This is a genomic window from Achromobacter xylosoxidans, assembly GCF_002192695.1.
Classification (GTDB): Bacteria; Pseudomonadota; Gammaproteobacteria; order Burkholderiales; family Burkholderiaceae_B; genus Achromobacter; species Achromobacter xylosoxidans_C.
On record NZ_MTLG01000110.1, the window covers coordinates 293746 to 319465 of the forward strand.

18 protein-coding genes are annotated in these 25720 nt (G+C 67.6%); 8 read left to right on the forward strand and 10 right to left on the reverse strand.

Annotated elements, in window-relative coordinates; genetic code table 11:
• Positions 1-13: 13 nt before the first annotated feature.
• Genes BRO63_RS27165 through BRO63_RS27175 form a run of 3 tightly spaced genes read right to left on the reverse strand, consistent with a single transcriptional unit; the run spans position 14 to position 4064 of the window.
• A complete protein-coding gene (locus BRO63_RS27165) occupies positions 14-949 on the reverse strand; it encodes an ABC transporter permease (RefSeq protein ID WP_088142749.1) in 936 nt (311 codons plus the stop codon).
• Between the two features lie 34 nt (positions 950-983).
• Positions 984-2567, reverse strand: a complete 1584-nt coding sequence (locus BRO63_RS27170; protein ID WP_088142750.1) for an ABC transporter substrate-binding protein — start codon at positions 2565-2567, stop codon at positions 984-986.
• A gap of 57 nt (positions 2568-2624) precedes the next feature.
• A complete protein-coding gene (locus BRO63_RS27175; RefSeq protein WP_088142808.1) occupies positions 2625-4064 on the reverse strand; it encodes a M81 family metallopeptidase in 1440 nt (479 codons plus the stop codon).
• Positions 4065-4512: 448 nt separating this feature from the next.
• Here BRO63_RS27175 and BRO63_RS27180 point away from each other — a divergent pair, with 448 nt between their 5' ends.
• A complete protein-coding gene (locus tag BRO63_RS27180; RefSeq protein WP_088142751.1) occupies positions 4513-5955 on the forward strand; it encodes a M81 family metallopeptidase in 1443 nt (480 codons plus the stop codon).
• A 41-nt stretch (positions 5956-5996) separates the two neighbouring features.
• Here BRO63_RS27180 and BRO63_RS27185 read toward each other — a convergent pair whose 3' ends face one another.
• The 4 genes from BRO63_RS27185 to BRO63_RS27200 all read right to left on the reverse strand — a co-directional run bounded on the left by BRO63_RS27185 (position 5997) and on the right by BRO63_RS27200 (position 10744).
• Positions 5997-8387, reverse strand: a complete 2391-nt coding sequence (locus tag BRO63_RS27185; RefSeq protein WP_088142752.1) for a TonB-dependent siderophore receptor — start codon at positions 8385-8387, stop codon at positions 5997-5999.
• A gap of 158 nt (positions 8388-8545) precedes the next feature.
• Positions 8546-9526: a FecR family protein gene (locus tag BRO63_RS27190; RefSeq protein WP_088142753.1), complete on the reverse strand. Its 981-nt coding sequence runs from the start codon at positions 9524-9526 to the stop codon at positions 8546-8548.
• Positions 9513-10016 (reverse strand): sigma-70 family RNA polymerase sigma factor, encoded by a 504-nt coding sequence (locus BRO63_RS27195; RefSeq protein ID WP_088142754.1) that lies wholly within the window; start codon positions 10014-10016, stop codon positions 9513-9515. Before BRO63_RS27195 ends, BRO63_RS27190 begins: the two co-directional genes overlap by 14 nt.
• A gap of 98 nt (positions 10017-10114) precedes the next feature.
• Entirely contained in the window at positions 10115-10744 is a 630-nt protein-coding gene (locus BRO63_RS27200; protein ID WP_088142755.1) for a TetR/AcrR family transcriptional regulator, read from the reverse strand.
• 142 nt (positions 10745-10886) lie between these two features.
• Here BRO63_RS27200 and BRO63_RS27205 point away from each other — a divergent pair, with 142 nt between their 5' ends.
• The 7 genes from BRO63_RS27205 (at position 10887) to BRO63_RS27235 (ending at position 20417) form a co-directional block, all read left to right on the forward strand.
• Positions 10887-12689, forward strand: a complete 1803-nt coding sequence (locus tag BRO63_RS27205) for an ABC transporter ATP-binding protein (RefSeq protein ID WP_088142756.1) — start codon at positions 10887-10889, stop codon at positions 12687-12689.
• On the forward strand, positions 12683-14437 hold the full coding sequence (locus BRO63_RS27210) for an ABC transporter ATP-binding protein (RefSeq protein WP_088142757.1): 1755 nt from the start codon (positions 12683-12685) through the stop codon (positions 14435-14437). Before BRO63_RS27205 ends, BRO63_RS27210 begins: the two co-directional genes overlap by 7 nt.
• Positions 14437-15378 (forward strand): ABC transporter permease, encoded by a 942-nt coding sequence (locus BRO63_RS27215; RefSeq protein WP_088142758.1) that lies wholly within the window; start codon positions 14437-14439, stop codon positions 15376-15378. Before BRO63_RS27210 ends, BRO63_RS27215 begins: the two co-directional genes overlap by 1 nt.
• Positions 15378-16325 carry an iron chelate uptake ABC transporter family permease subunit gene (locus BRO63_RS27220; protein ID WP_088142759.1) on the forward strand — a complete coding sequence of 316 codons (948 nt, stop codon included), beginning with the start codon at positions 15378-15380 and terminating at the stop codon, positions 16323-16325. Before BRO63_RS27215 ends, BRO63_RS27220 begins: the two co-directional genes overlap by 1 nt.
• Positions 16322-17098: an iron ABC transporter ATP-binding protein gene (locus BRO63_RS27225; RefSeq protein ID WP_088142760.1), complete on the forward strand. Its 777-nt coding sequence runs from the start codon at positions 16322-16324 to the stop codon at positions 17096-17098. Before BRO63_RS27220 ends, BRO63_RS27225 begins: the two co-directional genes overlap by 4 nt.
• Positions 17095-18099 carry a siderophore ABC transporter substrate-binding protein gene (locus BRO63_RS27230; protein ID WP_088142761.1) on the forward strand — a complete coding sequence of 335 codons (1005 nt, stop codon included), beginning with the start codon at positions 17095-17097 and terminating at the stop codon, positions 18097-18099. Before BRO63_RS27225 ends, BRO63_RS27230 begins: the two co-directional genes overlap by 4 nt.
• Positions 18100-18200: 101 nt before the next feature.
• Positions 18201-20417, forward strand: a complete 2217-nt coding sequence (locus BRO63_RS27235) for a TonB-dependent receptor (RefSeq protein WP_088142762.1) — start codon at positions 18201-18203, stop codon at positions 20415-20417.
• A 37-nt stretch (positions 20418-20454) separates the two neighbouring features.
• Here the strand turns inward: BRO63_RS27235 and BRO63_RS27240 are convergent, their stop codons facing one another.
• Genes BRO63_RS27240 through BRO63_RS27250 form a run of 3 tightly spaced genes read right to left on the reverse strand, consistent with a single transcriptional unit; the run spans position 20455 to position 25708 of the window.
• Entirely contained in the window at positions 20455-21972 is a 1518-nt protein-coding gene (locus BRO63_RS27240) for a thymidine phosphorylase family protein (RefSeq protein ID WP_256943416.1), read from the reverse strand.
• Entirely contained in the window at positions 21969-23327 is a 1359-nt protein-coding gene (locus tag BRO63_RS27245) for an MBL fold metallo-hydrolase RNA specificity domain-containing protein (protein WP_088142763.1), read from the reverse strand. Before BRO63_RS27245 ends, BRO63_RS27240 begins: the two co-directional genes overlap by 4 nt.
• Before the next feature lie 17 nt (positions 23328-23344).
• Entirely contained in the window at positions 23345-25708 is a 2364-nt protein-coding gene (locus BRO63_RS27250) for a xylulose 5-phosphate 3-epimerase (RefSeq protein WP_088142764.1), read from the reverse strand.
• Positions 25709-25720: the final 12 nt, after the last annotated feature.

Consider the following 25720-nt stretch of genomic DNA (forward strand, 5'->3'; position numbering starts at 1 on the left):
TCCCTGCGGCGGCTCAGTAACGGATGCGAGGATCGAACAGCCGGTAGCTGAGGTCGATCAGCAGATTGATCAGCACGTAGGTGCCCGCCGATAGCAGCAGCACGCTCTGGATCACCGGATAGTCGTGGTGCTGGACGGCGTCGATGACCAGGCGGCCGATGCCGGGAATGGCGAACACCGTCTCGGTCACGACCACGCCGCCGATCAGCAGCGCGATGCCCACGCCCACCGTGGTGGCGATGGGGATGGCGGCATTGCGCAGTGCGTGCTCCAGCACCGGCAGCACCGCCAGGCCCTTGGCGCGCGCCGTGCGGATGTAGTCCTCGTGCAGCACCTCCACCACGGTTGCACGGGTCATGCGGGTGATCAGCGCGATGTACACCAGCGCCAGGTTGATACAGGGCAGGGTCAGGTTGCGCAGCCAGGGCCCCACGCCCTCGGACAGGCTGACATAGCCCTGCACCGGCAGCCATTGCAGCTTGATGGCGAAGCCGTAGATCAGCAGGTAGCCGACCAGGAACACCGGCACTGAAAACGCCAGCACGGCGAACAGCATCACCAGGCGGTCGACCCAGGTGCCGGCGCGGTAGGCGGCCAGCACGCCCAGCGGCACGGCCACGACGATGGAAACCAGCATCGTGAGCGCGGCAATGGACAAGGTGGGTTCCACCCGCTGCGCCAGCAGCTGCGTCACGGGCACGTGGGTGAAGATGGACGTGCCCAGGTCGCCTTGCAGCAGTTTGCCCGCCCACAGCCCGAACTGCCGCCACAGCGGCTCGTCCAGGCCCAGCGCCACGCGCAGCTTGGCGATGTCGTCGGCGGAGGCGAAATCTCCGGCGATGAGCGCCGCCGGATCTCCCGGCGACAGGTGGATCAGCAGGAAGACGATCACCGCCACCACTGCCATGACAGGCACGATGGCTAGCACTCGCCGGATGATGTAACCCATGGTTGTCTCGCGTATCGATTAGGCTGGTTGCGGACTACTTGTCCAGCACCCACAGGTTCGGCAGGCTCCAGATCTTCTCCGCGTTCTTCAGGCTGTTGTGCGAAGCGAATGCCCGCGAATACTGGCCCACCGAGATTGCGGGGAAAGCCTCATAGGCGCGCTCCTGGAACAGGTCGAGGACGCGCTTGCGCTCATCCGAACTGGTGGCCGCGATCCACTGGGCGCGCAGTTCGTCCAGCTTCTTGTCGCAGGGCCAGCCGGGCAGGCTGTTGCCGCACACCGCGCCCAGGTAGGTGTTGCTGATGGGCGAGTCGACGTTGAATTCGGAGGCGGCCGACAGGAAGATGTTCCAGCCGCCCTTGTCGATGGATTCCTTGCGGGCGCGGCGGGCGGTCAGCGTGGCCCAGTCCATGGACTGGATGTCGAGGTTGACGCCGATGTCCTGCAGCGCCTGGATGGCGACCAGCGTGGCGGAGTTCAGGTAGGCCAGGTCGGTGGGAAGCAGGATCGCAATCTTCTCGCCCTTGTATCCGGCTTCGGCCAGCAGCTTCTTGGCCAGCGCGGGATCGGGCTTGGCATAGGGCGCCGCGCCGGCGGTGGTGTCGTTGGGGCCGCCGCAGATGAAGACCGTGGCGCAATACTTCATGCGCAGGTCGTCCGGGTAGCCCATGGCGGCGGTGAACTTGTCCTGGTCCACCAGGTGGGCCACGGCCTGGCGCGCCTTCTCGTTGTTGAACGGCGGCATGGACTGGTTCAGGATGATGTAGCCCTGGGCGCGCTCCATCACGCCGATCTTGACGTTCTTGTTGCCGCGCAAGGCGTCGATGTAGTCCGCCGGCGCTTGTTCGATCATATCGACTTCGCCGTTGGTCAGCGCGGCGGTGGCGCTATTGGAATCGGGAAGCACGCGCCATTCCACGCGCGGGATGTGCGGGGTCTTGTTGCCGGCCAGGCCGTCGGCCTGGGCCTTGGGGCCGACGTAGTTCGGGTTCTGCTCGAACACGATCTTGCTGCCGGGCACCCATTCTGCGCGCTTGAAGAGGTAGGGGCCGGAGCCTACGACCTCGGTCAGCGGGCGGTCGGCCGGCTGCGAGGCCAGGCGCTGGGGCAGGATGAACGCGGGATAGCTGGACACCTTCGCCAGGCCTTCGAGCACCAGGTCGAACGGCTGGTCCAGCGTCAGCTTGAAGGTGCTGGCGTCCACCGCTTCCCACTTGCCGCCGGCGCGCGTGATGGCCTGGCCGATGTTGTCGCGCGCGGACCAGCGCTGCAGGGACGCGATCACGTCGGCGGTGGTCAGCGCCTGGCCGTCGCTGAACTTCAGGCCGGGCAGCAGCGTGAAGGTCCAGGTCTTCTTGTCGTCGCTGGCCGAGTATTTCTCTACCATCTGCGGCTGCGGCTTGCTGTGCGAGTCCATCGCGAACAGCGTGTCGTACACCATGTAGCCGAAGTTGCGCGTGATGTAGGCGGTGGTGAAGGTCGGGTCCAGCACCTTCAGGTCGGCGTGCGGCACGATGCGCAGGGTCTTGGCCTGCTGCGCGTGCGCCGGCGCGGCGCCAAGGGTGAAGGCCAGGCCGAGCGTGGCCGTCGAGAACAGGCAAAGCAGGCGTTTTTTCATCGCGCTAGGCTCCCATCTTGTTGGTGGATGCGCCGGCGTCCACGCGCCGGCAGGGTCTTACAGCGGCCACTTGGGCAGCCGGATATTGCGGTACGTGAGCGTCTTCCAGTCGGGCGTGGCGACGCCTTTGCCGCCGACATAGATGATGTGGCGCGCGACCTTGGAGAACGAGGCATGGAAATGCTGGGCCGACTTGACCACCACGATCTTCCTGGAAGAAAGATCGCAGCCCAGCTGCGTGAACAGGTCCATGTTGATGGCCTGGTTGCGCAGCGAGGTCAGCACGATCTCGATGCCCTGGGTCTCGACCAGGGCGCAGTCGCCCATGGCCGCCGGCGCGCCGGACAGGCCCGTCATGATCAGGTCGGCCTGGATGGCCTTGACCGTGCAGCGCAGGTCCAGCGGATCGCCGGACAGCGGGCCGACCTTGCCGCCGATGCGCAGGTCCAGCTCCGCGCCGGGGCCGGCGTCGAAGGCGATGCGCGCCGACACCGGATCCCACATGGGGCCTAGCGCCGCGTTCGTCACGCCTCGTTCCAGCATGCGGCTCAGGACAAATGTGGCGTCGCCGGGCGCGCCGCTGCCGGGATTGTCGGGCCGGTCGGCCAGCACCACCGGACCGTCGCCGAAGGCCAAGGCTTCATCCAGCGCCTGGTCCACGCTGCGGTAGGGCACCATGAGCTGTTCGCGCATGCCGATGAGCTCATCGGCCAGGCGGCGCGCCAGCGTTTGCGCAAGCGCGGCATCGCCATCGGCGTAGACCAGCACCTTGGTGCCCATTTCCGGCACGTCGCCGGTGGCGAAGCCCTGCGCCGCCGAGATCGACAGGATGCCGTCGCGGCCTTCCAGCGCCTTGATGCGGCTGACGAAGCCCTGCGCCGGTTCGCGCGTGGTGTGCATGGGCACGATCATTTCGCAGTCGATCAATGCCGCGACGGGCCGCGTGCGGCCGGCCTGCGCGTCCAGGCACAAGGCCAGCAGGTCTTCCGCGCGTTCGCGGATGTCGGTGTGGGGATATTCCTTGAACAGCACCAGCACCGTGGCCTGTTCCACCATCAGCGGCGTCAGGTGCGCGTGCGGGTCCAGTTCTGCGCCCACCACCACATCGGGTCCGACGATCTCGCGCACGCGGCGCAGGATGTCGCCCTCGCAGTCGTCGTAGCCGTCGGCCACCATGGCGCCGTGCAGGCCCAGCAAGACCATGTCCACCGGCATGGCCGCGCGCAGGTCGGCCAGGATCTGGTCGCGCAGCGTCTCATAGGCGGCGCGGGTGGTCGTGCCGCCCGGCTGCGCGGACGTCACCAGGCCTTCGGCCAGCGTCCAGCCGGCTTCGCGGCCGCGCTGGCGCGCCACGAATAGCGGCGCGCCGGCGAAGGTCACCGTGTCCGGATGCGTACCCGCCGGGTAGTAGTCGCGGTCCTGGAAGGAGGCGAGGCTGGTGGGCATGGGCGCGAAGGTGTTGGTTTCGGTGCCCAGGCCGGCGCTGAAGATCTTCATGGCCGGGCCCCCGGACAGGCTGCTGCATGCGCCGCGGCGCGTGCGGCGTTCCAGGTCGACGACATAGCTTTCCCCTTGTATGGATCGGATTTCCGTCACTGCCGCCACATGAAAGGGGGCCTTGCGTTCCGTACCGCGGATCATCGGCGGCACACAAGCGAGGCACAAATAGCTAACGAGCGCCCATGGATAACCCAAGGTTATGGTGTGCGGTTTTTCGGGGAAAATCGCGGCAAAAAGCGCGCAGATCGGCTGCATTTAAGGGAAAACGATAGGGCAGCCCAAAGCGCTTGCGCGCACATATGAAAGGTTATGGACAGTTCACGATTTGGAATTTGTAGGCTTGCGCAGGCCGGACCAGAATCAAGCCCTGATCCGGGCCGCATGCCTAGCGCGGTCCGTTGCCTTTCCATCCCCTAGCGGCGCGCCGCGCCCTGGAGCCACTCCCATGCGCATATTCACCGGCGCCCTTGCCACGGAAACCAATACCTTTTCGCCCTTGCCGACCGGGCTCGCCGCGTTCAAGTCGCGCGAGTACCTGCCCGGCGGCACCCATCCCGATCACATGACGTTCTACGCGGGGCCGCTGTGGGCCGCGCGCCAGCGCGCCCGGGACGGCGGGTGGACATTGATCGAAGGACTGGTGGCGTCCGCGCAGCCGGGCGGCACGACCACGCGCGCCGCCTATGAAACGCTGCGCGACGAGCTGCTTGCCGACCTGCGCGCGGCGCTGCCGGTGGACATGGTGCTGCTGGGCTTGCATGGCGCCATGGTGGCCGACGGCTACGACGATTGTGAAGGCGATCTCCTGCGCCGCGTGCGCGAGATCGTCGGCCCCGGCGTGGTGGTGGGCGCGGAGCTGGACCCGCACGCGCACCTGACGCCGCTGATGGTGGAACAGGCCACGGTGCTGGTGCTGTTCAAGGAGTATCCCCACATCGACGTGCTGGAACGCGCCGAAGACCTGCTGGCCCTGTGCCTGGACGCACAGGCCGGCCGCACGCGGCCCGTGGCCGCGCTGGTCGACTGCGACATGATCGTGCCGATGCACACCACCCGCGAGCCCGCGCAGGGCTTCGTCAGCCGCATGAAGGCGCTGGAAGGCCGCGACGGCATTCTGTCGGTGTCGGCGGCGCAAGGCTTCGCCACCGGCGACGTGCCGGAAATGGGCACCAAGGTGCTGGTCTACGCCGATGGCGACGCGGCCTGCGCGCAAACGCTGGCGCGCCAATTGGCCGACGAACTCATCGCGATGCGCGAACAGTTGATGGTGCCGTACCGCGGCGTGGACCAGGCGCTGGACGAAGCCCTGGCCTATGGCGACGGCCCCATCGTGCTGGCTGACCGTTCGGACAACCCCGGCAGCGGCGCGGCCGGCGACTCTACCTATCTGCTGGCCAGGATGCGCGAGCGCGGCATACGCAATGCCGCCATCGGCCCCCTGTGGGATCCGGTGGCCGCTCGCATCGCGTTTGACGCCGGCCCCGGCGCGGAGCTGGACCTGCGCATCGGCGGCAAGGTAGGTCCGTTGTCAGGCAGTCCCGTGGATGCGCGCTGCGTGGTGGTGTCCACGCATGCGGACATGTTCATGACAGGCAACTCCAACACCCGCATCGCCCTGGGCGACTGCGCGCTGGTCGACGTGGACGGCATCCTGGTCGCGCTGGTCTCGCTGCGCACCCAGGCCTATCACACCGACCTCTTCACGCAGCTGGGTTGCGACCTGACGGCGCAGCGCCTGATCGTGGTGAAGTCCGCGCATCACTTCCATGCCAAGTACGCGCCCTTGGCCAAGGCGGTGCTGTATGTGGCCGCGCCCGGTTCCGCCAGCCCGGATTGGCGCCGCCTGCCGTATCGCAAGGCCAGGCTGCCGAAGTGGCCGATCGCGTAGCGGCGGGTCCGGCCGCGGCCGTTTGACTCGAGCGACTCGCGTCACCACCGGTGCTGGTAGGTCAGCGTCAGCACGGCTCCCGCGGCGGGGAGCCGGCTGGTGTTGGTATTGCTGCGCATGAGCTGGCTGTATAGCGGGTAGTAGTCGCGGTTGAAAAGGTTCTCGACGCCCAGGATGAAGGTGTTGCGCGGGTCGGGCTGGTAGCGGCCCATGAGGTCCACGGTGAAGTAGCTGTTGACGTCCCGGCGGCCGAAGCTCTCCTTGCCATCCAGGCGGTAGTCCTTGGCGCCGAAGTAATTGGCCTGCAGCCGACCGCTCCAGCGCTCGTTCGGCCGGTATTGCAGATAGGCCGTCAGCTTGAGCGGCGGAATGCGGTAGCCGGTCATGCCTTGCCAGCTGCCGCCATCCGGCTGCTCGCGGCCCTTCATCCAGGTGAAGGTGCCGCCGGCGCCCCATTTCTCGTCGTCGGTGGTGGTGTCGATGGTGCCTTCGACGCCGTAGATGCGCTCTTCGGTGCGCGTGAGGATCAGGCCGTTGTTGAAGCTCTGCACGTCCCCGAGTTTCGAGGTGGTGTAGAACACGGCCAGCGACGCCGAGGTGTTGCCCGCGCCGCCGCGCCAGCCCAACTCATAGTTGTTGGTCTTGACCGGCTGCAGGTCCGACGAGCCGATGTCGAAGCCCGGCCGCGCATTGCGCATCTGGACCCCGATGTCGGGCAGCTGGAAGCCCTGGCTGAAGTTGGCGTAGAGCTCCTGGCCGCGCACCGGGGCGTACGCGACGCCGAAGTTCCACAGCAAGGCGTCGTAGTTGACGGAGCCGCCCTGGACCGAGGCCGGGGACGGCACGCGCAGCTGCGACAGCGGCACGAAATCGCCGAACCGGGCGGAAGCGTACTCGTAGCGCGCGCCGCCCTGTACCGACCATTGCTCGTTGAAGCGGTGTTCAAGCTGCGCGAAGAGGCCGGTGCTGCGGGTCGTCAGTTCGGGCATGTAGGTGAGGCTGCCGATCCTGTTGAACACCCGTCCGCCGCTGCGGTCGTAGGCCGCCGGATCGAAGATGTCGATCGGCATGTCGCTGCGTTCCTGGTTGAAGTCGGCGCCCCAGAGCACCTTGGATTGCTCGCCCAGCGGCGTATCCACGGTCAGCCGGCTGCCGAACACCTTGGTGTTCTGCGTGACCTGGTCCACGTTGTTGCCGCGCGTGACGACGGCGCGCGCATCGAAGGGCGTGAAGCGGGTGAAGTAGTCGCGGTAGTACATCTGGGCCGTGACCTTGCTGCCCAGCACGTCCAGGTGTTCGTATTCCAGATTCAACAGCGTGTTGCGGATCTGGTTCTGGTCGGCCAGTTGCAGGCCGCCCATGGGCAGGGCGCGGGCCGAACCCGGCGGCAGGCGGCCGACGGACGGATCCGAGGTGTAGTCGGAGTCCTGGTCCGCGTTGTAGTAGCTGGCGGACAGTTGCAGGCGCTGCTTGTCGTCGATGTGCAACCCGAGCTTGCCGCCCAGGCTGTAGATATTGGAGTCGAACAGGTCGCCCTGGCTGGGCTCGGGCGCGATGCGCCTGCCTTGCGCGTCATACGAGGCGCCGTTGTGGCGCGCGCCCAGGTCCAGGGCGTAGTCCAGCTTGCCCTGGCTGCCCGCGAAGTGCTGTTGCAGCTGCCCGCCCAGCCCGTCGGCGCGCAGGCGGCTCAACGGGCTGACTGCCGTCACGGTGGTTTCGGATACCGCTTCGCCGCCGGCAGGCCGGGTGGTGATCGAAACGATGCCGCCCGTCGCGCCGGCGCCGTAGATCGAGCTGCTGCCGCGCAGCACTTCGACCCGCTCGATGGTGGCGGGGTTGATGTTCGCCAGATTGCGCGACGAGTCCCGGTTGGTGTTCAGCGGGATCCCATCCACCAGCACCAGCACGCCCCGGCCGCGCAGCGTCTGGCCATAGTCCGTCATGGTGCGGCTGGAATCGGCCATGCCGGGCACGGTCTTGGAGAGCACGGTGGCCAGGCTGTCGGAACCCGTGCGCAATTCCTGCAACGCGTCGCGTTCCAGCACGATGGTCTGCTGCACCGGGCTGACCAGATTGCTGGATGTGCGCGAGGCGGAAACTTCGATGGGCGCCATTACCTGGGCCTGGCCCGCGTTTTCCGGTTCGATGATGGTCGCGGCGCCATCCTGGCGCACGCGCAGGGCCCGGTCCTTCAGCAGCGCGGATAGCGCCTGCTGCGGCGTCATGGTTCCGGAGACGGCCGGCGCCTGCATGCCCGCGACGGTCTGCGGCGCATAGAAGATCTGCAATCCGTGGGTCTGGGCCAGGGTGCGCAAGGCCTGGTCCAGCGATTGCGCGGGCATGTCGATCGCCACCGGCGCGGCTTGCGCCCGCGCGCCTGCCGATCCCGCCATCAACACCGCTGCAAGCGCTGTCGTCGCCAGGCCGCGCATCCGCGCGCGGCTTCCCCATTTTTTGCGATCCACTTCCTGTGCTCCTGAATCCTGTTGGCGGGCACCATGCCTGCCTGGTTATCAGGAAGAAGACGCAATACGCGGGAAATACCTGAATGCGGCTACGGCTTTTTTTGTAACAGCGCGGGATGTCGGCGTCAGCGGGCGACGATTTCGGCCTGGCCGTCGGACAAGCGCCTGACGGCGACAGGCAGGATGTGCGGCAGCGCCGTCAGGAAGGCGTCCGTGTCCGCGGTCTGGAACACGCTGGTCAGGCGCAGCGTTTCCAGTCCCTGGCGCGGCGCGAGGATGATGGGCTGCAGCCGGTAGCGCGAGACTTCGCGCACGGCGCTGGCCAGGTCGGTATCGGCGAACACGATCTGGCCCTGGCGCCAGGCCAGCGCGGCGGCTACGGGATAGTCCTGGACCTGGCCGGCATGGCCGCTGGCATCGATGCGAACCGCGCTGCCGGCCCGGACGGACACTGCCGTCTGGTCCGCGCGGCCGGCCACCTCGACCGAGCCCGACTCCACCACGATGCGCAACTGGTCCGTGTCGCGGCTTACGTCGAAGCGGGTGCCGGTCACTCTGGCGCTACCCAGTCCCGCATCCACGATGAAGGGCCTGGCCGCATCCTTTGCCACCGCGAACAGGGCTTCGCCTTCTTGCAGGAGGACCAGGCGCCGGGCGCCGTCGTAACGGACTTCGATCCGGCTGCGGCTGTTCAGTTCAGCGGTGGAGCCGTCGGGCAATGTGACGCTGCGTCGTTCTCCGGCAGCCGTGCGGTATTCGGCCACGGGATCGGCGTGTTGCCAGATACCTAGCGCAATGGCTCCCATCAGCGCGCACAGCCCCAGTCCCAGCGCCCGCCGCCGCGCCGGGCGTTGCGCGCGCCGGGGCTCTTCCGCCAGCGCGCGCAGCCGGTCTTCGGGCAGGGCGGCGGCAGCCTGCCAGATCGATTCCAGCATCCGGTATTCGGCGGCGTGGCGCGGATCCGCGGCAAGCCAGGCATCGCGCTCGGCCTGGGCGGCGGCCGTCCATTCGCCGGAGTGCGCGCGCGCGAACCAGCGCGCCGCTTCATGGCGGACGGGGTCGGCGCCGACGTCGGGCGCCTGAAGCGGACTGTCAGTTCGGGGCATAGGCTCCCAGCCGTTCGCGCAGATGCAACGCGGTGCGGATCATGTACTTCTCGACCATGTTCTTGCTCAGGCCCATGCGTTCCGCGATCTCGGCTTGCGTCAGGCCTTCCAGGCGCTGCCAGACGAACACCTGGCGGCACTTGAGCGGCAGCTCGGCCAGCGCCGCTTCCAAGGCCAGGCTCAGTTGTTCGGTGCGGACCTGGGCCAGGGGATCGCCCCAGGTGCTGGGATGGCCGGCTATGGTATCAAGCGGCACCCATTCCTGCCCGTCCGTCCGCCGGAAGTTGTCCACGGCCATGTTGCGCGCGGCCTGATGCAGATAGGCGCGGGGCTGCGTCACGCGGTCGGGGTCGGTTTCCAGGCATTTGACCAGGGCGTCATGCGCGAGATCGCGCGCGGCATCGCGGCAGCCCAACTTCCGGGTCCAGACCGCAAGCAGCTCTTCGTAGTAGGCCAGGAAGCCTTGCGAACGGGGGGGGCGTGATGACATGGCGCGGGGTCGGCAGGGCTTTCATGATAATGCTTTTTATTTGCATTGGAAAGCCGGCCGATGGCGGCGTCCTGGTCTTGCGGCAGCAGGCAGGTCTTCTACGCCGGGGCCCGCGGCGTGTCCTCAAGCTCCAGCATGGCCAGCAGGCCGATGATCAGCGCCTGCATGCCCTGGTCCAGTTCCAGTTCCATCTCGGATTCCTCGGCCGCGCGTTCCGCGTCCACCACAGGCTCCAGCCCGGCGACCGAGTACACCGTGTCGGCGACCGCCATGCCGTGGAAGGCCACGGTCGCCAGCAGGATGCGGGACTGTTCCCTGGAAATGCCGTAGGCGGTGGCGATATGGCGTTGTTGCTCGTCGATTCTCGCCAGCATGGACGGCGTCGCGGCCAGCCTGCGGATCACATAGGGCGTCACCCCCGGGTGCGCCTTGACGAACTCCCGCACGGAGGCGGCGAACAAGGTCAGGTACTGCTTCAGTTCGCCGCGGTCGTTGCTACAGGCTTGCGGGATCTGCCAACGCTTGAAGATCTCTTCGGCGACCAGGCGCTTGAGGTCCTCCAGGCTGGGCACGTGCTTGTACAGCGCCATGTGGCTGACGCCCAGCGCAGCCGCGAGTCCGACGAAGGTGATGTTCGGCAGGCCCATCGCGATGCCCGCGTCGGCAATCCGCTCCCGGGTGATGGTGGGAGGGCGTCCCCGCGCCGGGCGGCGCTCTGGCGGTGTCATGGCTGCTCCTGGTTCCTTGGCGTCATTCATCCCTCACTTTAACCCGGCCCGATTTATTTAGTTTATGGTGATGAAACTAATTCAAGAATTTAGTTTATAGTGATGCAAATAATTATCACCAACATCTGGGTAGTTAGATTTCATGAGCAGTTCTGCAGCCGCCGCGGCCAAGCCTGGGAAACCCGGACCGCTAGGCCTGGTGCTGGCCCCCATACGCGGACAATTGACCGCCGCCGCAGCGCTGGCCGCGGTGGGCACCATGCTCACCCTGGTACCGCTGGCAGGAATCGCGCACATCGCCCGTATCGTCCTCGCCGGCGCAGAGCCTTCCGCGGCGACTCAAGCCTGGCCTGGAATCTGGTGGACTGTCATTGCCAGCCTGGCGTGCATGTTCGCCGGCATGGCGCTGATCTCGGCCGGCGAATTGACGGCCCATCTGGCCGACAACCGTCTTACGCACCGTCTGCGCCTGGCCGCCGCGCAGCGGCTGTCGCAGGTGCCGCTGGGCTGGTTCACCGGCAGGGCGTCGGGCGAGGTCAAGCAGGCGATGCAGGACGACATCGGCACGCTGCACAGCCTGACCGCGCATTTCTACACGGCGGTGGGGCGCGCCGCGGGCGGCATCGCGATTTCGGTCATCTACCTGTTCGCGCAGGACTGGCGCCTGGCGTTGGCGGCGTTGCTGCCGTTCCCCGGCTTCTTCCTGTTCCTGCGCCGCGCCATGAAGGCCGGCGGGGCGAACATGCAGGAATTCGTGGAGCGGCTTGGGCGCCTCAATGGCGCAACGGTCGAGTTCGTGGGCGGCATGCCCGTGGTCAAGACGTTCGGCGATGCAGGCAAGGCGCATCGCGGCTATCGCGAGGCCGTCGATGCCTTCGCCGAGGCCTTCGCCAGCTTTACCCGGCCGCTGGTGGCGGCGATGGCGCATGCCCATGCAATGGTCGCGCCGGTCACGGTGCTGGGCGTGGTGCTGGGTTTTGGCGCCTTGTTCGTCGGGCTGGGCTGGATGGCGCCGGTGGACGTGCTGCCGTTCGCGCTGGTGGCGCCGGGAATATGCGCGCCGGTGCTGTTGCTGCATACGCTGCTGCACGATCTGGGCAGTGCCGTGGGCGCCGCGCAGCGGGTGCGGACCATGCTGGAGACGCCCGTGCTGGAGCCGCTGGCGCCCGGGCAGGCGCAGGTCCCCGAGGGCCATGAAGTCCGCTTCGAGAACGTGGGCTATTCCTATGGCGGGGAGCGCCGGACGCTGTCCGGCATCAGCTTCACGCTGGAACCCGGCACGGTCACCGCCATCGTCGGTCCTTCGGGCGCGGGCAAGTCCACGCTAGCGCGGCTGCTGTTGCGATTCTTCGACCCCGACGAAGGGCGCATCACGCTGGGCGGCGCCGATCTCAGGCGGATCGAGAGCGCGCAGCTTTACCGGCGCGTTGGCTTCGTATTGCAGGAAGTGCGCCTGATCCATGCCAGCGTGCGCGACAACATCGCGCTGGGCCGGCCCTCTGCCACTCGGCAAGAGATCGAGGAAGCCGCGCGCACCGCCAATATCCATGAACGCATCCTGGCGCTGCCGCGCGGCTACGATTCGGTGGTCGGCGAGGACGCACAACTTTCCGGCGGCGAACTCCAGCGCGCCAGCATTGCGCGCGCCGTGCTGCTGGATCCTCCCGTGCTGGTGCTGGACGAAGCCACGGCAGCGGCCGACGCCGGCAACGAGGCCGCGGTCCAGGGCGCGCTGTCGCGCTTCGCCCGGGGGCGCACGGTGATGGTGATCGCGCACCGGCTGGATACGGTGATGCACGCCGACCGCATCCTCGTTGTCGAGGACGGCGCCATCGTCGAACAAGGCCGGCACGAACAGTTGCTGGCGCAAGGCGGCTGCTATGCCCGGCTATGGGCGCAGGGCGGCTATGAAGCCTCCGAGGACAAAGAGGTGGCCGCATGCTGAAGACCTTCATGCTGCTGCTGGGCCAGGACGCGCCGGTCCTGCGCCGCTACGGATGGCTGGCCGTGGCCTATGGCGCGCTTTGCGGGCTGACCATTGCCGCGCTGGCGCCGCTGCTCACGCATCTGCTTGAAGCGGACGCGAAGGCTGCCGCTCCGTGGCTGGCCGCGCTGCTGGCCGGGGTCGCGGTCTGCTGGGGCTTGCGGCGGCATGTGGAGCGGGCCGGCGTGCGCGTGGGCGTCGCCATCCTGCAAGACGCCCGCCACCGTCTGGGCGACCATGTGGCGAGTTTGCCCGTGGGTTGGTTCACGCCGCAGAATACGGCCCGTCTTGGGCACGTCGTCACGCAGGGCATGATGTCCGTGGCCCAGCTCCCCGCGCATGTCTTCACGCCCGTCATCGCCGGCGTGGTGACGCCCGTGGTGCTCGTCGTAGCCCTGTTTGCGCAGCACTGGCTGCTGGGCCTGATCGCGTTGGCGGCACTGCCGCTCCTGGCCGGCGTCCTGGCGCTCACGGCAAGATTGGCGCGGCGCGCGGATGAGGCTTTCCAGCAGCGCTTCGCCGACGCCAGCCAGCGCATGGTCGAGTTCGCCCAGGCCCAGTCGGTGCTGCGCGCCTTCAACGGGGAAGGCGGGGGCACGCGCCTGCTCGAACAGGCGGTGGAGCAGCAGCGCGAGTCCGGGGCGCGGCTGATCTGGCTGTCGGCGGGGGCGGCCGTACTCAACGTCTGGGCCGTGCAGGCCGTCTTCGCCGTCTTGCTGGCCGCCGCGGCCTGGTGGATCGACGGCATCCTGGGCAACCCGCTCGCAACTGGACAGATCGTGGCCGCGATCGTCTCGCTGCTGCTGGCGGTCCGCTACATCGATGCGTTGCTGGAGGTGGCCGGCTATGGCGAGGTGCTGCGCGGCGCGCGCGGGCAACTCGACGCCATCGAAGCGCTGTACGCCGTCCAGCCGCTGCCCGAGCCCGACGCGCCGCAGGAACCGCGCGATGCGTCGATCGAATTGCGCGATGTGCATTTCCGCTACGCGGATGGTGGGCCCGAGGTGCTGCGAGGCGTGAACCTGCGCATCGAACCGGGCAGCATGATTGCCCTGGTCGGCGCGTCAGGCTCCGGCAAGACCACGCTGGCGCGGCTGATCGCGCGCTTCTTCGACGTGAACCAGGGCGGCGTGCTGGTCGGCGGCGTGGACGTGCGGCAGATCGCCAGTTTGCAGCTGGCCCGCCAGATCAGTCAGGTCTTCCAGGACAACTACCTGTTCACGGGATCCATTGCCGACAACATCCGCGCCGGCAGGCCGGGCTGCAGCGATGCCGAGTTGATGGAGGCCGCAAGCCAGGCGGGCGTGGACGGTATCGCCGCGCGTCTGCCGCAAGGGTTGGACACGCCGGTAGGCGAGGGCGGCGCGCGCCTGTCCGGCGGCGAGCGCCAGCGCATCGCCGTCGCCCGCGCGCTGCTCAACAATGCCCCCATCATGCTGGTGGACGAGGCGACCGCGGCGCTGGACGCGGAGAATCAGGCCATCATCACCGGGACGCTGACGCGCCTGCGCGGGGCGCGCACGCTGGTGGTGATCGCGCACCAGCTCTCCACGGTGGCGATGGCCGACCAGATCGTGGTGCTGGAGGATGGACGGATCGTCGAGCAAGGCGCGCCCGCGGCGTTGCGTGAGAGCCAGGGGCGGTACGCGCAATTCCTGGATCAGCGCAAGGCCGCCAAGGGCTGGCGCATCGCCGGGGCGCGGGCCTGATGCGTGCCAGCCTGGTCGGCCTGTTCATCGTGCTTTGCGGCGCGTCGCTGCTGGTGGGCGCGCGCCAGATCGCCTGGCCGCAGCTGTTCTCGTTGTCGGGCGACGCATGGCTCACCTTGACCGCAAGCCGGCTGCCGCGCCTGGCGGCCCTGGTGCTGACGGGCATCGGCCTGGCCGTCTGCGGCGTGATTCTGCAACACATCGTGCGCAACAAGTTCGTCGAACCCGCCACGTCGGGCGGACTCGACGCGGCCAAGCTCGGCATCCTGGTGTCGATGCTGTCGATGCCTGGCGCCGGGGCAGCGGCACGGATGCTGTTCGCGCTGGGTTTCTGCTTCGCGGCCAGCCTGGTCTTCGTCGCTGTCGTGCGCCGCGTCAAATTCAAGAATACGGTGCTGGTGCCCGTGATCGGTCTGATGTATGGCGGCGTGCTGAGCGCCCTGGCGGAGTTCTACGCGTATCGCAACAACATCATGCAGAGCATGCAGGGCTGGCTGCTGGGCGACTTCTCCAAGATCGTGCAGGGCAACTACGAGATCATTTACCTGATCCTGCCCATCGTTGCGCTGACCTATCTGTACGCGCACCGCTTCACCGTCCTGGGCATGGGCGAAGGCATGGCAGCCAGCCTGGGCCTGAACTATCCGGCCACCGTGGCGCTGGGGCTGATCCTGGTGGCCGTTACCGTATCCGCCACTGTCATTACCGTCGGGGCCATTCCTTTCGTGGGGCTGGTCATTCCCAATCTGGTCGCGCTGCGTTACGGCGACAACCTGGGCCGCACCTTGCCCGTCGTCGCGCTGGGGGGCGCTACGCTGCTGCTGGCCTGCGACATCCTGGGCCGCCTTCTGATCCATCCGTTTGAGGTGCCCATCGGCCTGACCGCGGGCGGCGTGGGCGGCATCCTGTTCCTCGCGCTGATCTTCTGGAGGCACCGGTGATGCGCGCGGTTCCCCGGCAGGCGGCATGGGCGACGGTCATCGCATTGGCCCTGGCTTTTCTGCTGTTCCGTTCCAACCTGGACTTCGACTACATCATTCCCAAGCGGCTTGCCCGGCTTGCGGCCATGCTCATCGGCGGGGTCTGCATCGCGTGGTCGTCCATCGTGTTCCAGACCATCACCGGCAACCGGATCCTGACGCCGGCCATCATGGGCTACGAGGCCGTCTACCTGCTGTTGCAATCCCTGATGATCCTGGCCATGGGGGCGCAGAGCCTGGTCCTGCTGGGCGCGAACGGCAATTTCCTCCTGTCCGTGCTGCTGATGCTGGGCTATTCATGGATCATCCATCGCTGGTTGTTCCGCGACGGCAGACAGAATGTGTACTTCCTGCTGCTGGTGGGGCTGGTGCTGACGATGGTGATCGGTACCTTTACGCAGTTCGTGCAGTTGAAGACCAGCCCGGGCGAATTCTCCATTCTGCTTGGTTTCACCCAGGCGTCCTTCAACAAGGCGGAGCCTGGCCAGTTGCTCGTTTCCGCGATCGTCGTCGCGGGCGTGTGCCTGGCCGGCATCAGGACTCTGCCGGTGCTGGACGTGATCTCGCTGGGGCGCGACCAGGCCATCTCCCTGGGCGTGGATTATCAGCGCGTCTTGCGGCTGCATCTGGCGCTGATTGCGGTGCTGGTCGCCGTGTCGACCAGCCTGCTGGGGCCCACCGCCTTCATGGGCATCTTCGTCGCCAACACCGCCTATGCCCTGACGCGCACGCGCCGGCACCGGGCCACGCTATCCGCCGGCTGCGCGATCGCGATCGGCATTTTCATCCTGGCGCAGCTTGCGGTCGAACATCTCTTCAACTACCGGACCAGCGTCGGCATCCTGGTCAACCTGGTTTGCGGCGCCTGGTTCCTGGCGCTGATGGCGCGCTCGCGGGGCACCGCATGATCACGATCAAGAATCTCTCGAAGAACTATGGCCCGAAGACGGTGCTGCGCGATGTCAGCCTGCAGTTCCCTGCCAGGCGGCTGACCTCGCTCATCGGCCCCAACGGCGCGGGCAAGACCACCTTGCTGATGATGGCCGCAAGGCTGCTGGAACCCAGCCAGGGCGAGATCCTGATCGATGGCGCCAGGGCATCGGATATCCGTATCGGCGATTACGCCAAGCGCGTGGCGACATTGCGTCAATCGCCCGATTTCAACCTGCGCCTGACGGTGGAGGAACTCGTCGCCTTCGGGCGGTTCCCGTACAGCCGCGGCGCGTTGACGCAGGAAGACCGCCGCGTGATCGACGAGGCGATTGCGTTCCTCTCGCTGGAACCGCTGCGCGCGGCCTATCTCGACGAGCTCAGCGGCGGGCAGCGCCAGATGGCATTCCTGGCCATGACGATCGCGCAGCAGACGGACTGCCTGCTGCTGGATGAGCCGCTCAACAACCTCGACATCAAGCATGCGGTCCAGATCATGCGCGCTTTGCGCCGCCTGTGCGACGAGCACGGCCGCACCGTGATCCTGGTGGTGCATGACATCAACTTCGCGGCCAGCTATTCCGACCACATCGTCGCCATGAAGGGCGGAGCGGTGCATTGCGCCGGCAGCGTGCCCGACGTCGTGACCGAGGACCGGCTGCGGGAGCTGTATGGGCTGGACTTCGAGATCACGCAAGGCGCGCGCGGACGCCTGTGCAACTACTTCAATCCATCAGGTGAACTGAAATGATCCTCAAGCACGGGCGCCGCGCATGGGCGCTTGCCCTGCTGGCCGCCACCATGGCCGTGGCGCAGGGTTGCGGGCAGGAAGTGGCCGAAACGCCGAAGGCGTCGCAGCCGGCCGCCGCCAGCCCAACGGCGCAGCGGGCCTACGAAACCGTCACGGTGCAGCACAAGTTGGGAACCACCGTGATCGACAAGCTGCCGCAACGCGTGGTCGCTCTGGACATGAACGAGGTGGATTTCCTTGACCAACTGGGCGTTCCGGTCGCTGGCATGCCGAAAGACTTCGTGCCGCAATTTCTGGCCAAGTACAAGGACGCCGCGGATGTGCAAGATACGGGCGCGATCGTCCAGCCAAATCTGGAACGGGTGCACGCCGCCAAGCCCGACCTGATCCTGATCACCTCGCTGCAGGCGAACCACTACAAGGAGCTGAGCGAGATCGCCCCGACTATCCACTTCGACGTGGACTACCGCGATAGCGAGGCCAATCACGTCGAGATCATCAAGGACCACCTCATCACGCTGGGGCGGATCTTCGAGAAGGAAAACCTGGCTCGCGACAGGGCCGCCAAGCTGGACGCCAAGGTGCAGGAGGCGCAGCGCCTCATTCAGGGCCGTCCCGAAAGAGCGCTCATCGTGCTGCACAACAACGGCGCCTTCAGTTCCTTCGGCACGCAGTCGCGCTACGGCTTCATTTTCAAGGCCCTGGGCGTGAAGCCCGCGAGCCCCGAGGCGGAAGCCGGCCTGCATGGCCAGCCGATCTCCAGCGAATTCATCCAGCAGGCCAACCCCGACATCATCTACGTGGTGGATCGCACCGCGGTGATGGAGCGCCGGCCAACGCTGAACGCCGAGACCTTGAGCAATCCGCTCTTGCGCCAAACCGCTGCCTGGCAGCACGGCCGCGTGGTCTTCGCCGACGCGCAAGCCTGGTATGTCATGGCGGCCAGTGCGACGTCGCTGGAACTCATGATCGACGACGTTCTCAAGGCTTATCGGAACTAGTCCACCCCGGGCGCCGCGCCCCATTGCCTGCAAATTTGTAAATGATTCCCAGTCGCCTCGTGCACGCAGGCGGCTCAAAGCTCAACCGAACGGAGCATTCCATGAGCAAACGTCGCCCTACCGGCCGCGTCGTACGTCCTGCAACGCGCGCCGCGCACGCCAACCCCGGCTTTTCCTTCAACACGCTCACCGTGGCACTGCTTGGACTGACGATGGGCGCGGCCCTGACAGCCCCGGCCGCCTGGGCCCAGGACGCGGCCGAGGCCGGCGTCAAGACCCTGCCCGCAGTCACCGTCACGGGCCAGGCCGAGGCGCCTGCCACACCTTATGCTGGCGGACAGGTGACGTACGGCGGCCGCGTGGGCTTTCTGGGCGACAAGGATTCCATGGAGACGCCGTTTTCCGTCATCAGCTACACGGAAAAGTACATCGAGGACCTGCAGGCGCAGGACATCACGGACGTGATCGCCCGGACCGATCCTTCGGTATTCAGCAACGGCGTGACCGGGGCCTGGAGCGAGAACTACTCGATCCGCGGCTTCAGCTCCAGCACCACCGACATATCCTTCGGCGGGCTGTTCGGCATGGCGCCGTACTACCGGACCACGCCGGAAATGTTCGAGCGCATCGAAGTGCTCAAAGGTCCGTCGGCCTTGCTCAACGGCATGCCGCCAGGCGGTTCCGTCGGCGGCACCGTCAACCTGGTGCCCAAGCGCGCGGGCGCGGAGCCGCTGACGCGCTTGACCGCGACCTACATGTCCGATTCGCAGTTCGGCGGGCACATAGACCTGGGACGGCGCTTCGGCGAGAGCCAGCAGTTCGGCCTGCGCTTCAATGGCGTCTACAGGGATGGCGACGGCCCGGTCGATAACCAGAAGAAAAAGGCGCAGCTGGCGGCGCTGGGCCTGGACTGGCGCGGCGACCGCGCGCGCATTTCCATTGACATGTACGACAGCGATGAGCGCGTGGACGGCGTGACCCGCGGCATCAACCTGGCGCCCGGCATCGGCGTGCCCAAGCCGCCCAAGCCTGAAACGCTGCTGAATCCGGATTGGGCCTATGTGAAGAACCAGGACAGGGCCGCCATGATCCGCGGCGAGTTCGACGTCAGCGACAACTTGATGGCCTACGCCGCCGTAGGCACGAGCCGGTCCGAGTACACCTACAACGGCGCCATGGTGGCGCAGGTCTTCAACGAGGCGGGCGACTATCGCACCTCGATGGGCCAACTGAACATGAACGTGAAGAAAACGTCGGGCGAGGCCGGCTTGCGCGGCAAGCTGAAAACCGGCGGCATCAAGCATCAATGGGTGCTGAACGCCACATACTATTCGGACAATCAGCGGGACTACGGCCGCAGAACGGTGCCTGGGGCGGACTGGGTCACCAACATCTACAACCCGGTCTGGGGGCCGGCTCCGGCCACCAGCTGGCCGCCGATACTGCATAGCAAGACGCGCCTGGTCAGCTTCGGCCTGGCGGACACCTTGTCCTTCGCCGAGGACCGGGTGCAGCTGACGCTGGGCGCGCGGCGGCAGGAAGTCCGCACGGATAGCTACAGCGTCACGACCGGGGCGCGCACCAGCCGCTACGACGCCAGCGCCACGACGCCCGCCGCCGCCCTGCTGATCAAGGCGACCGACAATATTTCGGTGTACGCCAACTACATCGAAGGCTTGAGCAAGGGCCAGACCGCGCCGGTCACCGCCGCCAACGCGGGGCAGGTGTTCCCACCCTACAAGACCAAGCAGACGGAAGTTGGCGTCAAGGTCGATCTGGGGGATTTCACCCATACGGTCAGCCTGTTCGAGATAAAGCGGCCCAGCAGCTATACGGACCCCGTTACCAACGTCTTCTCGTTCGGCGGCGAGCAGCGCAACCAGGGCGTGGAATGGGGCTTCTTCGGCGAGCCGATGCGCGGCGTGCGCCTGATGGGCGGCGTGGCGTACATCGATCCCAAGGTCACGAAGACCGCCATCGCCGCCAACGAGGGCAAGCAGGCGACCGGCGTTCCCAAGCTCCAGGGCAAGCTGGGCGTGGAATGGGATGTGCCGGCGGTGCAGGGCCTGACGTTGACGGCCAACGCGACCGCCGTGTCCAAGCAGTACATCAGCGCCGACAATTCGCTATCGGTGGCGGGACGGACGACCTACGACGTGGGCGCGCGCTACGCCACCAAGGTGGCCGACCGCCCGATCGTGCTGCGGGCCGCCATCAACAATCTGACGAACAAGGCCTATTGGGGGATGCCACAGTTGTCGAGCCTGGCCTTGGGCGCGCCGCGCACCTTCATGCTTTCCGCCTCGATGGATTTCTAGGCGTAGCGCCGCATGGCGGACGGCGCCGCCGCCCGCCTCAGGCTTCTATCGTCACGATATCCCCGGCGTGCCGCGCATACTCCAGCGCGTACGCCATTTCGCTGCGGGTCTGCGCGTGCAGAAAGAGCCAGGGCTGCCCGCGCGCGACTTCATCGCCCAGCCGCGCGTGCAGCGACACGCCGGCGGCGGGCCGTTCCGGCGCGCCGGCCAGCTTGGCCAGGCGCGACAGCTTGCGGTTGTCGATGTGGGTGACGCGGCCGGCTTGCGGCGCGACCAGGGGTTCGACGTGGGCGGCCTGCGGGGGTTCGCGCAGCCCGCCCTGGGCGGCGCAGATGCGGACGAATTTTTCCCAGGCGCGGCCGTTGTCCAGGGTTTGCAGCGCCAGCGCGATGCCTTGTCCGGGCGGCGCCGCGCCGCCGATTTCGAGCACGGCGCCCGCGACCAGCGCGGCGCGTTCGCGCAGGTCCTGCGGCTGATCGGCGTCGTTGCGCAGCACGGCCAGCACGTCGCGGGCCTCCAGCGCGGGGCCGATGCCGCGGCCGACGGGCTGGCTGCCGTCGGTATACAGGCAGCGCAGGGTCAGGCCGAAATGCGCGGCGGTCTCTATCAGGTGGCCGGCAAGGCGCTCGGCGGCCTCGCGGCTGCGGACCTTGGCCGTGGGGCCGACGGGAATGTCGATCACCACATGCGTCGCCCCGGCCGCGATCTTCTTGGACAGCACCGAGGCGATCAGCTGGCCCTCGGTGTCGATGTCCAGTTCGCGTTCCACCCGCACGAAGATGTCGTCGGCCGGGCTCAGGTGCATGGCGCCGCCCCAGGCGATGCAGCCGCCCTCGGTCTGGACGACCCGTTGCAGCTGCTCGATGCCCAGGTCCACCGGCGCCAGCATCTCCATGGTGTCGGCGGTGCCGGCGGGCGAGGTGATGGCGCGCGATGAGGTCTTGGGCATGACCAGGCCGTTGGCCGCGGCGATGGCGACCACCAGCGGGGTGGTGCGGTTGCCGGGCAGGCCGCCCACGCAATGCTTGTCCACCACGATGGGCGCCTGCCAGCTCAGGCGGTCGCCGACCTCGACCATGGCTTGGGTCAGGAAGATGGTTTCGTCTATGCTCAGCGGCAACGTGGCCGTGGCGGTCAGGAAGGCCGACAGGTGCACGTCGGTATAGCGGCCGCGCACCACATCGCGCACGATGGCGGCGAGGTCTTCCTGCCCCAGGCGGCGGCCGTGGATGCGCTGGCGTACGCCGGCCAGGGATTCCAGCACGGGCGGGTGCCTGACGTGGACGCTGTCGCCGTCGCGGATGCCCAGGGCGTCCCAGGCTTCCTCGGACAAGGCCACTTCGTCGAGCGCCAGCAGGTCGCTGTCGATCTGGTACAGCTGGGCCTGCACCTCGTGGCCGTTCGAGACGATCAGCACCTGGGAGCGCGACGCCAGCCCTTCGGCGCGGCAGACGTGGCAGTCGGCGCGCATCAGCGCGATGGGCTGGTGCTGCGCGTGCAAGCGCATGCGCGTGGCGCGCAGCGCGGGCGGCTTCAGTTCGGGAACGCTGCTCACAGCTCGTACCTCTGGTCCTGCAGCGGCACGGTGACATGCCAGCTGAGCTCGCGTTCGATGCGTTCGCGCAGCGCTTCGGCGGCTTCGGGTTCGCCATGGACGATGAAAACGCGCCGCGGCGCTTCATGAAAGCCCGATAGCCAGCGCATCAGCTCGTCGCTGTCGGCGTGGGCCGACAGCATGGGCAGTTCGGCCACTTCGGCGTTGATGGGCGTCCACTGGCCGTAGATCTTGGTCTCGGTCGCGCCATTGAGCAGCTTGCGGCCGCGCGTGCCGGCGGCCTGGAAGCCGGAAAAGAGCAGGGTGTTGCGGTGGTCGCTGCCGAAGGCCGCAATGTGGTGCAGCACCCGGCCGCCGGTGGCCATGCCGCTGGCCGAGATGATGACCTTGGGGTAGCGGTTGGCCGACAGCGCCTTGGATTCCTCGACGTCGCGCACATAGGTCACGGCGGAGCAGGCGGCCTCGTATTCGCGCGGGGATAGCTTGTGATCGTCGGCATGGCGGTCCAGCAGCTCGGTGGCGCTGGTCGCCATGGGGCTGTCCAGGTAGACCGGGACATTCTGCAGGCGGCCGGCCTGGCGCAGTTGCCAGAGCGCATGGATCAAGGTCTGTGCCCGCCCCACGGCAAAGGCGGGGATGACGACCGTGCCGCCGCGCTGCACCGTGCGCTCGATCACGGCGCCCAGGGCTTCGACGGGATCGGCGGGGTCGTGGCGCCGGTTGCCATAGGTGGACTCGATGACGATGTAGTCGGCCCGTGGCACGGGCTCGGGATCGTGCATCACCGGATCGTTGTAGCGGCCCAGGTCGCCCGAGAACACCACGCGCATGCCGCCGATATCGATCTGCGCGGTCGTTGCGCCCAGGATGTGGCCGGCGCGGCGCAAGGTCAGCTTCGCGCCGCCGGGCAATGCGGTTTCCTGGTGCAGCGTTACGTCGGAAAAATGCGTCAGCGCGCGTTCGGCGTCGACCACGCGGTAGAGCGGCAGTGCGGGTTTGTGCTTGGAAAAGCCCTTGCGGTTGGCGAAGTCGGCGTCCTTTTCCTGCAGGTTGGCGCTGTCCAGCAGGATCAGCTCGGCGACGTCGCGGGTCGCGGGCGTGGCGTGGATCTTGCCCTTGAAGCCCTCGGCCACCAGCCGCGGCAGGTAGCCGCAATGGTCGAGGTGGGCGTGGGTCAAGACCACCGCGTCGATATCGGCGGGCGACAGGGGCAGCCGCTGCCAGTTGAGTTCCCGCAGGTTCTTCAGGCCCTGGAACAGGCCGCAGTCGATCAGCAGGTGCGTGTCCGCGTGGCTCAGGAGGTGCTTGGATCCGGTAACGGTGCCGGCTCCGCCCAGGCAGGTCAGTGTGAGCATGGTTTCCTTGTGCGGTATCAGGATGAATAGGCGAGGTCGGCGGGGTTGCCCTTGCCGTCCAAGGCTTGCAGGCGCGGCGCGTCCAGCACGTCCACGCGGCGCCAGCCCGCCAAGGCAGCGGCCGCGTCGACTGCGTGTGCCCAGGTGCAGCGGTTGGCGTACAGCATGCCCGGCACGTCCAGCGTGCCGCCGCGGCTGATGTAGCCCAGTGCCCGGGTGCGGGCCGGGCCGCCGTCCAGCCGGCGCAGCACGCCCAGCATGGGTTCCGGCCGCGTATGGCAGAGCAGCACGCGCGGCAGGCCGGGCGGGAAAAGCGCGTGGACGGCTTCGTCGGACAGCACAAAAACGGATTCGAGCTCGTCGCGCGGCGTGCGCAGTCGGCCAGGTTCCAGCACCACGGACACGCAGCACTCGTGGCCCAGCCGCGCCAGATGGGCGCGGGCCTTCAACGCCTCTTCGAGCTGGTAGGCGCCGATGGCGACGAACTGCAGCACGCTGGTCTTCGGGTCGCCGGCGACATGCGCGGCGCCCTGTTCGACCAGCGCCTGCGCGGCCTGGGCGTCGAAGCGCTGCGCGCCGTCGCGCTTGGAAACAACCATGCAGGCCACCTGGGCGCGCTGGGCGTAGACCGCGCGCAGCGCCGCCGCGGCGCTGTTGCCGTCCACCGGGAAGAGCACCCGGGAGGTGTCGGACATTTCGCCCAGCAGGGCTTCGCCTATGGTGGGATCCTGGTGCGATTGCTCGTTCTTGGCGTTCTCCCAGGTGTGGGAGGTGACCACCAGCGGCACTGACAGCCAGCCCGGGGATTGTCCCAGTTCCTTCTGGCGGCGGGCGAAGATGATTTCCTGGCGCAGCAGGCCCAGCATCTTCACCGCGAAGGCCTCGTAGCTGACGATGAGGTTCAGGCCGCCCTTGTTCGCCAGCGCGGCGGCGGCCACCGCTTCCTCGTTCAGGGCGGTGATGACGGCGCCGTGCTGGTCTTCGGCCACGCCGGCCTCCGGATGGTCGACGCGGTGCTTCAGCAAGGCCAGCGTGCCGCCCATCTTGTTGCTGGCCAGTTCATCCGGATTGCCGATGCGCACGCGCAGGCGCGGATTGGCCCGCACCAGTTCGACGAACCAGCGGTCCAGCGCCGCCATGGCGCTGCCCTGGCTGCCGGTGGCTTCCCAGGCCGGCTCGGGCAGCGCAGGCGCGTCGGGATGCCGGTGCGCCATGGGATGCCCGCTTTCCAGGGGACGCTGCTGGGCGCGGTGCTTGGCCAGCGCGGCGAGCGCCGCGTCCAGTTCCGCTTGCGGCACGAACAGCCGCGCGGCGCTGGCGTTGAAAGCGTCGCGGGCCGCACTGTCGGTGTGCGGGTTGCCGCCCAGCGGCAGGTTGTGCGCGGCGTTGGTGCCGGCGCCGGGAAAGCCGAATCCCTTTTCGGTTTCGGCGATGACGTAGGGCAGGCGGGCCGGGTACTGGAAGTCCGGCGCCGCCAGGCTTGCGGCCAGCGCTTCCTCGGCCTCGATAATGGCCCAGGCGATGGCCGCGGGGTCGCGGCCGTCGACAATGAGCGGATCGAAGCCGTTGTGGCGCAGATCTTCGGCCAGCCAATGCGCGCCGCCTTCCTGCACGATCTGCGTGCGCTGCTCGATGCGGCGGCCGTTGAGGATCATGACCGGCACGGCCTGGCCGCAATCCTCGGCGCGCCACCAGCGCGTGGCCCAGTCGGAGCCGCGCTGTTCCTCGAACGCGCCGTCGCTCAGGAAGGCCACCAGGCTTTCGCCCGGCAGAGGCATGTGCACGTATTGCAGGCCGGCGAAGCCCAGGTAGCCGCCCTCCGATACCGCGCCCGCCGTGTTGGGGCCGGCGTGGCTGCCCAGCGGCACGGCAGGCAAGCCCCGGGCGTCGATGGCGTAGGAATAGAAGTCCGTGATCAGGCGTCCCAGCCCGGCCGCGCTGCGGTCGTAGCGGCCGCGCTGCGCCGGCGAGACGTCGCCGGTCAGGGCGTTGACGGCTTCGATGGCGGCCACGCAATGGCCCTGGCCCATCAGCCAGCCGCGGGTCTTGCCGCTCAATGCATTGGCCAGCAGATAGGCGACGAAGGCCGGCACCATGTTCAGCGAGCCGCCCGTATGGCCTTCGGGGTTGGGCTTGAAGTCCGCGGCGGCCAGCGGCGCGCCGTTCAGGTCGATGCGGCGGGCATAGGTCATGTGCGCCACCACGTTCATGGCGGCGCAGCTCAGGCGGTCGGCCGCGGCCAGCATGGCGTAGGCATCGTCCGCGCGGGCGTTGCGGCCGCTCGCCGCCAGGCGCTGCACCAGCGCGTCGACGCGCGCGACGGTTTCAGCGCGGTGTTGGATGGGGCCGTGGCCGGATAGCCAATGCTCGCGTAGCGTCATCGCGGTTCCTTT